15 protein-coding genes and 1 pseudogene are annotated in these 14944 nt (G+C 43.6%); 8 read left to right on the top strand and 8 right to left on the bottom strand.

Going from position 1 to position 14944, the window contains the following annotated elements; all coding sequences use genetic code 11:
• Positions 1-102: 102 nt before the first annotated feature.
• On the bottom strand, positions 103-2115 hold the full coding sequence (locus A3738_RS00425; protein WP_068476793.1) for an Ig-like domain-containing protein: 2013 nt from the start codon (positions 2113-2115) through the stop codon (positions 103-105).
• A gap of 430 nt (positions 2116-2545) precedes the next feature.
• Here A3738_RS00425 and A3738_RS00420 point away from each other — a divergent pair, with 430 nt between their 5' ends.
• Positions 2546-3871 carry a ribonuclease J gene (locus tag A3738_RS00420; RefSeq protein ID WP_197471925.1) on the top strand — a complete coding sequence of 442 codons (1326 nt, stop codon included), beginning with the start codon at positions 2546-2548 and terminating at the stop codon, positions 3869-3871.
• Positions 3871-4056: a CPXCG motif-containing cysteine-rich protein gene (locus A3738_RS29010; protein ID WP_068499841.1), complete on the top strand. Its 186-nt coding sequence runs from the start codon at positions 3871-3873 to the stop codon at positions 4054-4056. Before A3738_RS00420 ends, A3738_RS29010 begins: the two co-directional genes overlap by 1 nt.
• 62 nt (positions 4057-4118) lie before the next feature.
• Here the strand turns inward: A3738_RS29010 and A3738_RS00415 are convergent, their stop codons facing one another.
• Complete coding sequence (locus A3738_RS00415; RefSeq protein ID WP_068476795.1) at positions 4119-5048, bottom strand: RimK family alpha-L-glutamate ligase; 930 nt, start codon at positions 5046-5048, stop codon at positions 4119-4121.
• A gap of 594 nt (positions 5049-5642) precedes the next feature.
• Here A3738_RS00415 and A3738_RS00410 point away from each other — a divergent pair.
• A complete protein-coding gene (locus tag A3738_RS00410) occupies positions 5643-6110 on the top strand; it encodes a hypothetical protein (RefSeq protein ID WP_068757507.1) in 468 nt (155 codons plus the stop codon).
• A 199-nt stretch (positions 6111-6309) separates the two neighbouring features.
• On the opposite strand, the gene A3738_RS00405 is transcribed toward A3738_RS00410, so the two are convergent.
• The 3 genes from A3738_RS00405 to A3738_RS29730 all read right to left on the bottom strand — a co-directional run bounded on the left by A3738_RS00405 (position 6310) and on the right by A3738_RS29730 (position 7683).
• Positions 6310-6780, bottom strand: a complete 471-nt coding sequence (locus A3738_RS00405; protein WP_156502510.1) for a hypothetical protein — start codon at positions 6778-6780, stop codon at positions 6310-6312.
• Between the two features lie 124 nt (positions 6781-6904).
• Positions 6905-7393, bottom strand: a complete 489-nt coding sequence (locus A3738_RS00400; RefSeq protein WP_068501103.1) for a hypothetical protein — start codon at positions 7391-7393, stop codon at positions 6905-6907.
• Positions 7394-7494: 101 nt separating this feature from the next.
• Entirely contained in the window at positions 7495-7683 is a 189-nt protein-coding gene (locus A3738_RS29730; RefSeq protein ID WP_156502511.1) for a hypothetical protein, read from the bottom strand.
• A gap of 759 nt (positions 7684-8442) precedes the next feature.
• On the opposite strand from A3738_RS29730, the gene A3738_RS30300 reads away from it, so the two are divergent.
• Positions 8443-9105 (top strand): PEP-CTERM sorting domain-containing protein, encoded by a 663-nt coding sequence (locus tag A3738_RS30300; RefSeq protein WP_082878336.1) that lies wholly within the window; start codon positions 8443-8445, stop codon positions 9103-9105.
• A gap of 89 nt (positions 9106-9194) precedes the next feature.
• Here A3738_RS30300 and A3738_RS00385 read toward each other — a convergent pair whose 3' ends face one another.
• The 3 genes and pseudogenes from A3738_RS00385 to A3738_RS31750 all read right to left on the bottom strand — a co-directional run bounded on the left by A3738_RS00385 (position 9195) and on the right by A3738_RS31750 (position 11498).
• Positions 9195-10073, bottom strand: a complete 879-nt coding sequence (locus A3738_RS00385; protein ID WP_068480599.1) for a fatty acid desaturase — start codon at positions 10071-10073, stop codon at positions 9195-9197.
• A gap of 151 nt (positions 10074-10224) precedes the next feature.
• Positions 10225-10689 carry a nuclear transport factor 2 family protein gene (locus A3738_RS00380; protein ID WP_068480602.1) on the bottom strand — a complete coding sequence of 155 codons (465 nt, stop codon included), beginning with the start codon at positions 10687-10689 and terminating at the stop codon, positions 10225-10227.
• A gap of 125 nt (positions 10690-10814) precedes the next feature.
• Positions 10815-11498: pseudogene (locus tag A3738_RS31750) on the bottom strand (MBL fold metallo-hydrolase).
• Between the two features lie 359 nt (positions 11499-11857).
• Between A3738_RS31750 and A3738_RS00370 the strand changes: the two are divergent.
• The 4 genes from A3738_RS00370 to A3738_RS00355 all read left to right on the top strand — a co-directional run.
• Positions 11858-12142, top strand: coding sequence for a LysR family transcriptional regulator (locus A3738_RS00370; protein ID WP_068480604.1), 285 nt, complete (start codon positions 11858-11860; stop codon positions 12140-12142).
• Between the two features lie 51 nt (positions 12143-12193).
• Positions 12194-12979 (top strand): enoyl-CoA hydratase/isomerase family protein, encoded by a 786-nt coding sequence (locus tag A3738_RS00365; protein WP_068480607.1) that lies wholly within the window; start codon positions 12194-12196, stop codon positions 12977-12979.
• A gap of 103 nt (positions 12980-13082) precedes the next feature.
• Positions 13083-14054: a nitronate monooxygenase family protein gene (locus A3738_RS00360; protein ID WP_068480609.1), complete on the top strand. Its 972-nt coding sequence runs from the start codon at positions 13083-13085 to the stop codon at positions 14052-14054.
• 238 nt (positions 14055-14292) lie between these two features.
• Positions 14293-14944: zinc metallopeptidase (locus A3738_RS00355; RefSeq protein ID WP_068763257.1), on the top strand; the 652-nt coding region annotated here is incomplete at its 3' end.

The following is a 14944-nucleotide window of genomic DNA, read 5'->3' as shown; positions in this document are numbered from 1 at the left end:
TTGTATCGCTGGCGCGCGGAAACCACTGACGTCAATATCATGCGTTTTAACGCTACATTTTAAAGGGGCTTCAGCCCCTTTGAGAAAGTTTTACAAGCTGGATTAATTGGGTTGTATCCTCACACACGTACTCAATAGCGACCCCACGGCAGAAACTGGCTCAGTTGTGACTTCGGCTAATGAAATTGCTTTACCAGATCTATCAGCAATCCAAAAGTTGGTTTGGGCTGGCCAATTATGTTCGGTAAAAAATAGGTAGTCAGAGTCGTTATTTGAGTCATAGTAAAATATCAGCCGGACTAAATCGGAGTATCTAGCTAGTTCCCAATCGTTGTGACCGTCTAAATTGAGATTGTCGCAGTAATCAGCCGCGACGCTAGCATTGCTGTGAGTGATGAAGTCAAACTCAGGGCCCCTGATCCCATCGCCTCTGGAGGTTGCTCCATAGCTAATTTGAGCATCAGTGGCTTCGGTATCTCTAAGCGGGCAACTGAAGTACATTACGCCTGAGCCACCTGGGCGAGGATTAAGAACCTTTAAGCTTGGGCAGCCAGTGGTAACTATCGGACTGCTGTCGCGAATATTATCGTTCTCAGCCTTCACAGCACCATTGCCAGAACCTAAACCGATCACACGTCCATCAGCAACCACCGCAATACTGCTATCTAGATTGTCTTGATCATCGACAATGGTCCAATGAGTATCGTCGCTGAGCGTAATATCCTGACTACTTCCATCTTCATACGTTGCCTGTGCTTTGAAGTCAGCGGCAACGTTATCAATCTGCAATTGATCAATCGGTACTAGGCTTTCAGATTTCGAGACAATCATCGGCAAGTCTGGGTTGCCGTCAACGGTCTCAACGTCGATGTCTGTGATTCTAGCCTCAAAAACGTCTAGACGCCCACTGGGATTAGATTGAAGCACCTCATTTGTGTCTGCTGAGCTAGACACTTTCAACACAGCAAAGATCTCGGCTTGGCCCTCATGCAGGCCTCTTATAGTATTGCCATTATATACCTCGGCTACGCTGCTATTGGAGCTATACCAATCGACCTTTTCAGTGTAATCGGCTTCGGTTCCGTCTGAGAAAGTTACCGTGGCGTTATAATCTATTTTGCTGCCCTCAACGATAGAAGCCTCAGCTGGTGAGACGACAAGGGACTCTACTGTGGCATCATTGACTACCAATTCAGCCTCAGCTTGAATCAAATCCAAGCTCACTAATACTTTGGTTTGGCCATCTAGGTATGTGCTTAACAAGCCGTCTTCTGAGATGCGAGCAATGCGATCATCTTCAACCGACCAGCTTACTTCAGGGATATCAATTAAGATCGAATTATCCGAGTAGACACCTGCAACCGATAGCTGTTGATTGATCGCTTTGGGTAAGCTAAGAGAGCTTGGTGAAATCAATAACTCGGTGAGCACGGCATTGGTAACCGTCAAAATTTGTTGCACGGCCACATTCGTTTGTGCTGATTGACTGGGATCACTGACATCCACAGTTAAAGTAGTAACCCCCAAAGATTGGCCCGTCAGTTTAACCTCAAAATCCTTAGGCTCGACCGTGACAATATTGCTCTGATCGACCGTCCAAGAGAGGTCTCGAGTAATATCGACCAATTGTCTACCGTCTGAAAAATTCGCCAGGCCCGCGACACTGATAAACGTACCATTAGGGATCCTGTAAGGGCTGCCTAATATGTCAACAATCGGCGTAATAAAGAGCCCGGTCACACTAGAATCGTTCACGTTCATTGTGAAGTTAGCACTAGTCACGCTTTGTGAATCGTCATAACGGACGGTAACCGTTGCAGATCCTGTTGCCAGGCCCTCAACAATGCCTTCGGGCAATACTTGAATGATCCCCGTCTCGCCAGACTGACTCCATGTTGCTATTGAGGTGACGTCTTTTGAAGTTTTGTCGTTGTAAATTGCAGTGACTTTAAGTTGAGTGCTAAAGTTAGCGGCTATTTCATTGTCTCCAGAAATTTCAAGGCTAACAACACGTTTGCCATTCGGGCTATTGCCGCCACTACTGCAACCCATCAATGTAAAGCTTGCTACAAAAATATAAAGCAACAAGTTCGAAAATAGTTTAGTTGATTTCATAGGGGACCAGATAATTTCAGATTATTAATCTTGTGAAGGTATCAGGTGGAGAGTGCTGTGGCAAATCTTGCAGCGTTAAGTTTATTCTTTTGGGTAAAGTTAACGCTAGCTCAACATCTTAGAAATTATCTAGTTATCTGAGTACTCTTACTGAGCTAACACTAGAATATTTTTGAGAATCACGGAAGGTGGTCGAGCTGAGCGCGTCTTCAGACATATGTCTAACATTTTTCCTCATACTGCTAATTAGCTTTTATACTTTCTCTATATTGCTTAGGCATGAACTTTCTAAGGGTCTGATTCGTAAGACCCCCTAATCGTGATTTGTCTTACCCTCAACTGCAAATAGGAGTCGATTATTTCTAATTCATACGCGGCTAATCATCGCCAATTTTGGTACTTACCTTTAGGTGGAACTGGAGAAATTGGCATGAACATGAATCTCTACAGTCATGATGATGCGTGGTTAATGGTTGATTGCGGCGTAAGTTTTAGCGAGAGTCTCAGTGCGATTCATGCCAATAATCCGCAGAATGACGAAGACGCGCTTACAAAGAAGTTCGACAGAATAAGTGCAGACCCAAGTTTTATTGCACAGCGTGCTGATGCCTTAGCAGGCATCGTAATCACACATGCGCATGAGGATCATCTCGGAGCGTTGGTCGATCTATGGTCTCGATTCAAATGTCCAGTGTATACAACTCGATTCACCGCCCTATGTTTGCGTCATAAATTAGCGGAGTCGCGCAAAGAATTAGATATACCTGTTCATATCGTCGATGACGGTTCGACAGAGCAGATTGGCCCATTCGAGGTTCAGTGGTTGGCATTAACGCACTCAATGCCTGAGTCATATAGTCTTATGATCAGAACCAGAGTAGGTTCAGTTTTTCATACCGGTGATTGGAAAATCGATTTTGATCCTGTCGTAGGCAAGCCCTTTGACCCGCTACCTTTTAAGCAATTAGCGAGTGAGAACATTGCTGCAATGGTTTGCGACTCTACCAACGCTGACCGTTCTGGTAGAAGTGTTTCCGAGGGCGCATGTTATCAAGGCTTATTTGATCACGTCAGTGAGCAGTCGGGTAGAGTGTTGGTGACGTGTTTCGGAAGTAACATCGCGCGCTTAATAACGCTATTTAAGGTTGCCAAAGATACCGGACGCTATGTTGCCTTATTGGGGAGATCTCTTCATACCATGCATCGTCACGCAAAAGCTGCTGGTTACTGGCCTAGCGAGCTTGATGGCTTGTTGTATTCTCCGCATCAGATCGGGTATTTGCCGTCAGAAGAAATATTGATCATCGCGACAGGCAGTCAAGGCGAGCCGCGTGCGGCACTATCACGACTGGCAAGGAATCAATTCCGAGATCTTGAGCTGGAAGAGGGTGATACTGTGATATTTAGCTCTATTGTGATTCCAGGGAATGAAGAGCATATTCATCGTTTGATCGAGCAATTGGAACAGAAAAAGATATCCGTGATTACGAAGTACAACACATCTAGAACGATTCATGCGAGTGGTCACCCAAGTGAGCAAGATTTGCTTGATTTATACGGATGGGTGCAGCCTTCTCTCGTCATTCCAACGCATGGTGAGCAGCTGCATCTTGCTGCTAACGCAAAGGTTGCTAAGCAAGCTAAGGTGCCTCGCCAGATGACAGGCTTTAATGGTGACTTGTTTGAGCTTGTAGGAGCGAAACGCGTGCATAAAGCATTTATTGAACCTGGACGCATACCATTGGAGAGTAATTAATGAACCCATTGGAAGAGCAGAATACTTACTGTCCGTATTGCGGCGAACCGATTCAATTACTGCTAGACGTTATGGATTCAGACTCCGAATACACTGAAGACTGCCAAGTGTGTTGTCGGCCCATTGTAGTCAAAGTACTTAATGGGCAAGAACTGGTTGTCATGAGAGAGGACGATGCTTGCTAAGCTTGTCTGAATGAAGGTATGCCTGCGTCGATAATCTTGCAGGCATAAATGCACATGAAGACTTATTTGGCTTTGTCTATGAGCAGGCTTGCAATGGCTTGCATACCACTTTGATCGATACCCGCGCGCTTTTCAGCATCATTATTATAGTTTGTATTGGTGTTGATATCGTAAACCAACAAATCACCGATTTCGTTCTGAATAAATTCTATCCCTGCAATATCAATTTCTTCTTTGCTTAAGAATGTTTCGAGCTGATTCATTAGGGAGTGATTATCGAAGGTATCTATCAATTCAAACTTGCTCTCAGGGGCGCTGGTTGGACAAAACGCATCAGAAATATCACATACATCCGCCGGACATAGTTCAAAGCCTCCATCAGTTTTGACTTTGACCGTGTATAAGAATTTCGCTCCTACAAATTCAGCACGAACAATAAAGGTTTGGTCTGACTTTATGTACTCTTGGATCAACCATGTTCCATCCAAGGGTTCTTCATAGTCATCACTTTCAATAAAGTTTTCTAAGTCAGAGATGTTATGAATGAGTTTTACGCCTAAGCCTTTACCGCCGCGATTAGGCTTAATAATAAACGGGATTTGATCGAAGTCTGTCGCTGCCTGTATCAGGTTTTCTTTACCGACTACGGCATGGGTAAGCGGCGTTTTGATACCATGCTTTTGCAATGCACAGTATTGAGAAAACTTGTCCACTTCATAGTATATCGCTCTTGGACCATTTATGATCTCGCGGTTATGCAATGTAAGCCAATTTAAGGTAAGCCGTGTTAACTCTGGTGCATAGCGATTCCCACGTGTATGCGAAGACGCACTCATGCGATTGTAGTAAATGCCTTCAGGTGGTGTTTCATTAAGGTTAATGACGCCTTGGTTTAAAAACCATTCTTTGGCTTCAACACCGCGCTCAGCAAATGCAGCGCGAAGTGGTACGACCCACTCTTCATTTTCATGGATGATATAAATATCTTGCACGTTATCCTCGTTTACCGTTTTGTCTGGTTGCGCAGTGTACTACTTTTGATCATGTTTTTATTTCTTGTTTTAACGAATAAGCTAAACGGAAATGCCGGCAACAAATTCCACAAAGCAATAGTTTAAGAGCACTAAAAAACGTAGTTCTCAAACTGTCGAAAAGTTTTACACGAGTAGTGGTTTATTGATTTTGGTAAAAGTAATAAGCATCTGTTCAATATATCCGATGCGTTATCTAGATCAATTCTTGCTGTAAATCTTGTCTCGGCGATGTAGTAAATTAGGGAAATAATTGATGTTCTTCAGTTATAAAATCCTTACTTAGAAAGAATAACAAAAACAATATTATATGAGTTGGTGCTGTACGTTGGCTAAAAGAGGATTGCAGACGTCGAGATTTGAGCGGCGGTTGCTTCCGCTGTTAGACAAAAGCGGACCTTGGCGTTAGTTCATTCTCGACGCCTGCTTCAAGAGGGAGGGAGATGCCGGACTTTACGTGAAAGCGCCGTTGTGATCTTGATGGGTAATAAAAGCATCTTGTTAATATCAAACTAGGCTTTAATTAGAGTAACTATATTTTAAAAAGCGAGTTAAATGAAAATTAAAGAAGAATGGTTAGGGTTCGGACCCTTATGTCTTTTACTGGGTATTCCTGGGTTATTTGTGTTTCAACCATACCCTAGCTACGACGAACTCAAGGTTGTGAAAGGAGTTGTCACAGAGTACCACTGGCAATTATCAGGGTCTTGGAGGAGTGGTGGTTCAAAATACATTTATGTCTCTACAGATACGGATTTTTTGAAATTTACTGTTTTTTCGGGAAAAAACGCAATCGTGGAGGGGGAGCGCATAATTGTGCGCTCTCACGAAAACATAGCGTGGGAACTTGAGCAGAACGATAGAGTAATTTATTCACACGAGCACATCATTGCCTATCATGAAAAAATGGCAAAATTCACAAAGCCAATGGTTGTTATGTCTGTGCTAGCTGGTGTTTTTCTTACACCATTATGGGTCAAGAATAGACGTAAGAATCGCGCGAAGATCAGATCTTTATTTTGAAAAGAAAGTCGCCAGATTTATTTTATCAAGAGTGCGCTTAACGTCCGTTTTTGTCTACTTGAGAATGAAAAACCAATGTCCGCTTTTCATTCTTAGTGCGTATTAATGCCTGTATTAGCGGCAGTTTTGGAGGGTAGAACCCCTAGAAAAGCTGTCCAAGCCACGCAGTAGCTAATGCAACATGCACTGGTTAAATGTGCTATGCGCTAAGATAGCCCCATTCAAACTTAAGATCACTAGCATCATACTTAAGTCTTAAATGATGATCATGCTCTTCACCAGTTTCACTATCTATAAACTCAACTCGAAGTATCGAACCATCTAACGAACCGCAACTTTCTTTAACTCTATAAAACAATACCGAACCATCACCATTCCACTCCTTTCTTCTTTCTATAAAATCTATTTGTTGGCTTTCTCCATTTGAGTTGCTCAAATACGCCCGAGCTTGTTCAATATTCGGAGGGAACGTTACAAATAAATTCGTGGGCCCACTTAAAAAAGATGGGATGATTGGTGGCAGTGGTATCAATGGCGATACCATAAAACTATATGTTTTGGCACTATTGCCGTTACAACCAACCTCAACCGACAAGTTCATGCTTTCTAGAATACTTGTGTTCTGTGTCAGGGACGTAGTTACCGATTCACTTCTCGTCAAACCTGTCATGGCACACCCATGCAAAAACAAGGCAATAGACAAAAACATCAGCTTATACATTGGCACTATCATACGGAGACATTTAACAGTGTGTTCAACGAACCCTCCGGTGCGCTAAACACTTTTTAGGCTTTCAAAACGGGTAATCATAACTACCATCATTGTAAGTCATTATTACTTCTTCTGTTGAAATATCGATGTTCTTTGCGCCTTCCTTTTGCGCTATATAAGCCAAAGATTTCACGGTTAAATCTGGAGCATCATCTAGTTTTATAGAGGTCATACTTATCGGGGCACAATCAGCAAATATGCCATTTGCTGTAAGCTCTAAATAAGCTTTTGGGCTACCACCATCTAATGTTTGCCAGCCATCTGTAGATAGTAAAGTTGCAACACCAATAGGGCCGTTATAAAAGTGATGAACCTGATCAAATTTTTCTATTTTTATATCAAGACTATGCGGTTTCTTTGCTGAAGTACGAACGAAATGATCTTTCGCTGCTTCAACAGTTAGAACGCACTCAGCAAGCAACGGTATTTTGTGAGATACGGTCATTTCAGTCTTATCTTGCGTACATCCAGCAACAAATATTGCTGACAACAAAGTTAATGTATATCTCATAGATTTCCTTTGAGAGTGCCTAACGCCAAGCGAATGGGCTGGCGCTGCGCAGCAGTGACAGTCCAGGCCAAGGTTCCCTTGGCCGAGCATTGCGCGCCTTGTTAGTTGTTTTCATTGTTCTCGGTTTCATAGAACTCGAGAGTTAAAGGCCTGCGCTTTGCGTAAAGCATTAAGCCAAGACTAGTAAATACGCTTATGAATAAGCCGAATACAATGGCAAAGAAAATACCAAAGAACGGACCTAGCACTGCCGCCTTAAAGCCCGTTACTTGAGTTTGGCCCCAATACATAGTTAATAAGTCTTGGGAAGCCAACAAACCCATTAGAGTGAAGAAAGGGATAAACGAGCAGAAGAGACCTGTAAATATAATTTTAAAGATCGCTTTCGTCCTTAGCCTTTTGATAGTGAACGATTCCATATTTGTCCTATTACAACTAACATTTGTATAGTGAGACCCCCCTCATATGCATGACGGGTAGCCTCTTCCCTTTTCCATATACTACTTTGTTTTTAAGAGAAAAAACTCGAACCTTACTCATTTCTTTATCACGCATATGAGAGGTCACGTATGTAGAAATAGTGAGGGGTCTCGTATGTAATCCACAAAACGACTCAAAACTCTGATTTCATTAGATTTTTCATGTTCCCTCGGGTGCTAAACGAGCACAATTCACTTCCTTGTGTGGTTTTAAACAAGCACGCTCAAGAGCGCTTTGATTAGCTAATACTTAAGTGAGTGAAGAGTTTTCGGTGACTTCTGCTTTCCTATTGAAGCAGGCATCGGGAATGGTTCAGTGCCAAGGTCAGCAATTGTCTAGCAGCAGAAGTTTTAAGCGATGAAAGCATGACTTACTTTTCATGCATTTTGCTAGCGCTGAGTCTCGATTTAGTGCAGTTAATTCTCTTCTTGCAGCTTATAATGTTGATCCTTTAGAGCCCATATTTAAGTTCAATAATGCTTAGAAAAAACCAAGAATTCCTTACAATATTGAATTCTATTAAATTCAACAGCTTACAAAATGTAAGCCTTACAAAGGTTGCTTAAGACATGATAAACAAAATGAAAGTGCTTTTAGCTCCAGCTTTACTAGCGGTTGCTTTACCTGCGCAGGCTGTTTTGATCGATTTTACGTCAACCGAATGGGCTGGTGTAAATGGTGAAGAAACGTATACAAATGATGTTGCAGGAATTGGCGATGTCACACTAAGAGCAAACGTTGGCACTTTAACGTTTAATGGCAACGAGGGTCCGGGTGCAATCGGTGGCCTTGTTGGTGATGGCGACGGTATCGGTATTAAAAAGCATGGTGATCGTGACGAGATCAATAACCCTCAAGGTGGCGACAAGATCGAGAAACTAACAGTGACGTTTGATGCGTCAGTAGTTATTGATGAGATCTTGGTGTTGGATTTGTTTAATAACGAATATCTTGGTTATCGTTTGAAGCCTGGCCCATATGCTGATTCGCCATTTATTCCTGCAGGTCCTGGTAGTGCTGGTGGTGCTGGCTTCTTAAGCATTCTGACTGGCTTTGATAGCACAGATCGTACGTCTTGGATCCAATTCACTGTACCTCAGGGTGCTGGTGACGACTCTGATCAAGACTTCGCTTTAGCAGGTTTAAGAGTGACTGCTGTTCCAGAACCTCGCACGTTAGCGCTCTTAGGTTTGGGGCTTCTTGGTCTAGCTCGTATCCGAAAGCGCGTTTAAGCAACGACTTTGCCTAGAACTAGATCTTACGTCGTTGAGTAAACGAAAAAGCAGCCAACTGGCTGCTTTTTTTATGTCTTTTTTCGTTCTTACACAGGTTTTCTACTGAATACGCCGAGGATAGGCGTACCTTGTTTTCGCAATATAGGCTGGATATCACGATAAAGCGCGTGGTACTTGTAGAAAGGCACGCGAGGAAACAAGTGATGAATAGCGTGCAGGTTTTGACCAACCCAGATCCATTCAAAAGGCTTCAGCCAAACTGGAACAATTAAGTTATTGGTATTGCGATAACGTGCCGTTTCTTGATAAGGGATATGTGGTCTGTAAGCGAACCAGTAGGCCGTGAACGTACCACCTAACAGGAAACCTAGAACCAAGACCAACGCTAATTCTATACTTGGCGCATAGGCGAGTAAGGCAACTCTCCAACCAAGGCTAAACATAAGCTCCGCGCAATAAATTGCGCGCTCTTTTGTTGGTGCTGTATCCCACTTTACGCGCGCGAAGTAAGTGATTTGCATCCAAATAAAAACTAGAACGGTTTTAATGAACGATACAAAGCCATGTTGCATGCCGCTGATGACAAAGTCAGGGTCCTTGTCAGCTTGGTTAGTATGTCGATGATGAGTCATGTGCTCATATCTGTGCGACGCGTATGGCACTGAAATAAGTGGTGCGGCGAGGTAACCGCATAGATCATTGAGCCACTGAAGCTTTTTGTTATTCCCGTTAATGTTCCCATGCGCCGCTTCGTGCAGTGCGCTATAAGAAAAATAAGTCAAAGCTGCTAGACCAACGACCGCAGGAATAAGAGGAATATCACCTTGCGAATAGAAGTAGAGAAACGCAATTGTTCCGATCACAACGCTAAAAGTATATATGACGGTAAGCCAGCTTATTTTGCCCATGTATTTTTGAGCTGACGCGATAGCTTCTTTGTTGAGTTGGGTTAAGTCGTCTGACATATTAGCTCCATTACTATTCTTTTTTGGTGCTTCGTTTGGAGTGTCTATTACATGTCTTAATCAGACAATTTAGAACAGTATGTCACGCCATAAGATCGTCAATATCTGCCATGTAGTGCTACCAAAAAGAAGATTTTTAGCGCTCGTAGCATTATTTATTTGAGAAGTGCCCTTTTATAAACTGCGGGAAAGCCGCTTTGCCGTGGGTCTGTTTACTTATGATTTTAAGTTCCTCATCAAAGATGAAGTAATCAACGCCATGCCAGAAAAAGGGACTTCCGTTGCGCATTTTAAGCGCTTTGAACAAGAATTTATTGGGAAGGTTGAGACTCGCACTAGAAAGCATTTCATGCTGGCATGCCCACACAAAACTGGCCTGTCGTTTTTCCTGGTCGACAATCATGTTTTTTGGAATAAATGTGACCTTGCCATAAGCGCCATCAAAAAGACGTTGAAAAGCTTTTGTAATAGCGTTCTTTCCCTTTGCTGTTTTTCCGTTGAGATCTTTAAATTCTGACTGTTCAGCGAAGTAACTCATTACTTGGTCAAGGCGTTGGCTAGAAAAATCGTCATTAAAGCGTTCGATGAGTTCTTCAAGGTTGAATGTGCTTGGCATTAGATTTCCTATGTTTGGTATCAGATGATGGGCTAGAGAGGATGATGAGAGCCATGTTGTATTGTCACAAATACATCATGATCAACCTTGTGTTTGTTGAGGGCCTTCGTAAGTTGGATCGGTGGCTAATTCATTGGCTTATCAGTAAGAATAAAACTCCCCCAATGCATGCTAATAGATTGTTTAGACTTAACGTCTAAATGAATACGAACGGCTTCTTCAGGATTAACGTGCACTTCCTTCATAAACCATCGGGGTTCGTATGCGCCAATAGGAGTGAGCGCGAGATCAATAGGACCATGCTCATTACCTATATCTTTAAAGTCTTTGGAATATCCCGTATCTCCGGCGAAGAAAATTTTATGAGGAGTTTCATTAGATAGTGGGTTAGATTCAATAACCCAGCCCGCCCAGAGGGTAGGGTTAGGCTTTAATCCTCGTCCACTAAAGTGTTGTGTCGGTACACAATGAAATTCAATATCCCATATTTTGGTAGATTGCCACTAATCTAATTCAACCCAATTGTGGATGCCGCGTTTGTCGAACCAAACCCCACATTTAAGCGGGAGGATGAACTGTGGTTTGAAGTGTTCGTTGAGCTCAAGTACTGAGTTTTCATCAAGATGGTCGTAGTGATCATGCGAGAGAACAACGTAGTCGATTGGAGGTAAATCTTTAATAGCACATGCTGGTGGTGTCGCGCGTTTTGGACCGACGACTTGGGAAGGGGATGCGCGATCAGAGAATACTGGGTCGGTCAGAATATGCTTGCCATTAATACTGATCAGAAAGTGGCATGCCCAATCCATGTGGTTCCTTCACCGCGGTTCTTAATGTCATCAACTGATACAATCGGTAATTGTTTTGGTATGACTTTGGGCGCGTGTAATTTCCATCTAATAATATTGCTGAGCTTGGTATGCAGATTTCTTGTAATGGTGTTATTTCGAAATCGGCCTTTGTAATGGTGTTGTGGCGTGGTCATAAAGTTTGGGTATTGATGTTTTTATGATGACATCATATAAACGTTTACATGACAGTGTTTCTGAAAAAACTTGCTCGGGTATGACAATAAAATGAATAAGCCTGCGTTGTATGAACGCGATTGAGAGGGGCGCGTAAACTTTTTCAATACCTTGATGAGATTGTATCGACTTAAGATTATGAGATGAAAAACATCAATGATTACGCGTCGATCTCCTTGTTGCTTAACCATAAGGCTGCGTCTGCATGTCTCGTTGAATATGGCGGAATACCTCGAGCATCGAAGCTTACTGGTATCTCCTCATCAACCTATCACAGGCGCATTAAAGCGCTTGAGGCATATACGGGCGTAAAGCTCGTGGAGCGCATCAGAAGACCTCTTAAGTTGACCCATTACGGCATGGCCTACTATCACTGCTGCAGCGCGATGTTAGAACATGCAAAGGCAGCCAATAATGTGTTTGAATGAGGTCACTAAGGTCAATTATTGCCTTGTTAAAACAATAAATATGAGAATCCTATGACGTATCAAAACCTGAGCTTTACCGTTAGTGGCGCTGTCGCGACAATTTGTCTTCAAAGGCCCGATGCTGGAAATACCTTTAATCTTGAGCTGGCGAAAGAGTTTGAGAGTGTTGTTCGAGATTGTATGTATGCTGAGTCCGTGCGCGTTGTTGTGATAACTGGTTCGGGAAAGCTGTTTTCGGGCGGTGGTGATCTAAAGTACATGCAAGACAATTCAAGCTCGATCGACAAAGCTATTAAAGAGCTTGCAGACACTCTGCATTCGGCCTATTCAATGTTGGCACGCATGGAGAAACCTGTTGTGGTGGGTGTTAATGGCACCGCAGCAGGGATCGGTTTGAGTTTAGCTCTTCTTGGCGATGTCATCATTTCGGTAGACAAAGCAAAGTTCGCTACCTCATATGTAGGTATTGGTTTTAGCCCAGACGGTGGTCTGACTTATACGCTTCCGCGCTTAATCGGAGATAAACGAGCGCGCGAGTTAATTCTTACGAATCGTGTGCTGGGCGCGCAAGAAGCATTAGATTGGGGAATGATTACAACAGTTGTGACATCGGATGAGTTCGAGCCAGCACTTACGTCGCTAGCGGATAAATTAGCGCGTGGTCCGAGTAAAGCCTTGGGTGATGCGAAACGCTTGCTTCGTAATACGTATAACGAAACGCTCGAGTCCCAAATGCATCTAGAAGGTTTAGCGCTAGCATCTAACTCTGCTTCGCCTGACGGCAGGGAGGGCGTTGATGCCTTTGCAAATGGACGTAAACCAGAATTCAACAAGTAGTCGATGCATACAGCATTGACTATGTTTCGCGAGTTGGCCTTGTATATGGTCGAACGCTTCCACTAGTTAGCGACGCCTTGTGCGTTGCGTATAGAGAATGAATATGAAAACGAAAATTACAGAATTGCTCGGTGTTGAACATCCGATTATGCAGGGCGGCATGCATTACGTCGGTTTTGCAGAGTTAGCAGCGGCTGTATCTAACGCCGGTGGCCTTGGAACTATCACGGGTTTAACACAACGCTCTGCTGCCGATTTAGCGAACGAAATCGCAAAGTGTAATGACCTAACAGACAAACCATTCGCAGTTAACTTAACCTTTTTGCCTACGGTTAGCTCACCAGATTATCCGGGTTATATTGATGCGATCATTAAGGGCGGCGTTAAAGTCGTTGAAACAGCTGGACGTAGCCCCGCTCAGTACATGCCGATGCTAAAAGATGCGGGTATCAAAGTCGTACATAAATGCACCTCAGTGCGTCATGCTTTAAAAGCTCAGTCTATTGGTTGTGATGCTGTATCGGTCGATGGTTTCGAGTGTGGCGGTCACCCAGGGGAAGATGACATCCCGAATATGATTCTGTTGCCTAGAGCGCACGATGAACTCGAAATCCCATTCCTGTCTTCCGGCGGAATGGCCGACGCACGCTCTTTGGTTGCATCATTGGCTATGGGTGCTGAGGGCATGAACATGGGCACACGTTTTATTGCAACAAAAGAAGCACCGGTGCATGAGAATGTTAAGCAAGCGATTGTTGCTGCGACAGAGCTTGATACGCGATTGGTCATGCGCTCGCTCAGGAATACAGAGCGTGTGCTCGTAAATCCAGCGGTAGAAAAGATCTTAGAAACCGAAGCGAAGCTAGGTGCTGATCTTAAATTTGAAGATATTGCCGACGAAGTAGTAGGCGTTTATCCGCAAGTCATGATGGAAGGCACAGTTGATGCGGGTGCCTGGTCATGCGGGATGGTTGCAGGTTTAATTAATGATATTCCGACCTGTGAAGAGCTTATCTCAGGAATTATGGCGGATGCCGAAGCCATGATTTCTGAGCGTCTATCTAAGCTGCTTTAACGTAACTGTCTTGTCCTGAAATAAGTCGACACTTATTTCTCTTAAAACGCCTGATGAATTTCATCGGGCGTTTTGTTTTTTAAGGCTGTGCGTGGTTTGACATAACTTTGAGCATTGCTCAATGCCTCGCCCGGGATGTTCGCGTTGTATTCATCAATGTTTCGGTAGCCATTACCTTTTAATCCACTCGCTGTTAAGCTCTGTATACAGTGTGTATTGATTAATACGAACTTGTTGTATGTATGTAGTCTTAATTCTGATTGTGGTTGCGATCGTGCTAGGTCCTAGTCTTTGGGTGAAGCGCGTATTGGCGAAGCATGGTAAAAACATTCCAACTATGCCTGGTACTGGTGGAGAGTTGGCTGATCACCTTATTAAGCGTTTTGGATTGGGTGACGTAAAAGTTGAGCAAACTGAACTCGGTGATCACTACGATGATAACGACAAGATGGTTCGCCTTACTGCACCGCACTTTCAAGGGAAGTCATTGTCCGCGATTGCAGTCGCTGCGCACGAAGTAGGGCACGCCATTCAGTTTCACCGAAATGAACCGATTGCTCGACTACGAAAGCGCTTAACCCCTGCGGCAATAACAGTTGAGCGCGTTGCTATATTTATTTTGATGGCGGCACCTGCCGTCGCTGCGGTGTTGAAGGTGCCTCAAAGTGGCTTGTTGATAGCGGCCGTTGGCGTCATCGCGATGCTCTCTTCTGTTTTCATTCAGTTATTAGTGTTGCCTCTAGAGTTTGACGCTAGCTTTAATAAAGCTTTGCCGATTCTAATTGACGGTGAGTATATTACCGATGATCAAGTTGAGGCGGTTCGAGAAGTGCTTAGAGCGGCTGCATGGACCTATGTCGCTGGTACGCTCGCTAGTTTGTTACGTTTTG

The organism is Oleiphilus sp. HI0066, from assembly GCF_001635725.1.
The sequence above is the reverse complement of the archived record's forward strand: the minus strand, read 5'-3'. Positions and strand labels throughout refer to the sequence as shown.

Excerpts from the sequence above, each read along its gene's own strand:
- A3738_RS00425 (WP_068476793.1), bottom strand. The coding sequence starts at position 2,115 with ATGAAATCAACTAAACTATTTTCGAACTTGTTGCTTTATATTTTTGTA.
- A3738_RS00420 (WP_197471925.1), top strand. The coding sequence starts at position 2,546 with ATGAACATGAATCTCTACAGTCATGATGATGCGTGGTTAATGGTTGAT.
- A3738_RS29010 (WP_068499841.1), top strand. The coding sequence starts at position 3,871 with ATGAACCCATTGGAAGAGCAGAATACTTACTGTCCGTATTGCGGCGAA.
- A3738_RS00410 (WP_068757507.1), top strand. The coding sequence starts at position 5,643 with ATGAAAATTAAAGAAGAATGGTTAGGGTTCGGACCCTTATGTCTTTTA.
- A3738_RS00405 (WP_156502510.1), bottom strand. The coding sequence starts at position 6,780 with ATGACAGGTTTGACGAGAAGTGAATCGGTAACTACGTCCCTGACACAG.
- A3738_RS00400 (WP_068501103.1), bottom strand. The coding sequence starts at position 7,393 with ATGAGATATACATTAACTTTGTTGTCAGCAATATTTGTTGCTGGATGT.
- A3738_RS29730 (WP_156502511.1), bottom strand. The coding sequence starts at position 7,683 with ATGTATTGGGGCCAAACTCAAGTAACGGGCTTTAAGGCGGCAGTGCTA.
- A3738_RS30300 (WP_082878336.1), top strand. The coding sequence starts at position 8,443 with ATGATAAACAAAATGAAAGTGCTTTTAGCTCCAGCTTTACTAGCGGTT.
- A3738_RS00385 (WP_068480599.1), bottom strand. The coding sequence starts at position 10,073 with ATGTCAGACGACTTAACCCAACTCAACAAAGAAGCTATCGCGTCAGCT.
- A3738_RS00380 (WP_068480602.1), bottom strand. The coding sequence starts at position 10,689 with ATGCCAAGCACATTCAACCTTGAAGAACTCATCGAACGCTTTAATGAC.
- A3738_RS00370 (WP_068480604.1), top strand. The coding sequence starts at position 11,858 with ATGAAAAACATCAATGATTACGCGTCGATCTCCTTGTTGCTTAACCAT.
- A3738_RS00365 (WP_068480607.1), top strand. The coding sequence starts at position 12,194 with ATGACGTATCAAAACCTGAGCTTTACCGTTAGTGGCGCTGTCGCGACA.
- A3738_RS00360 (WP_068480609.1), top strand. The coding sequence starts at position 13,083 with ATGAAAACGAAAATTACAGAATTGCTCGGTGTTGAACATCCGATTATG.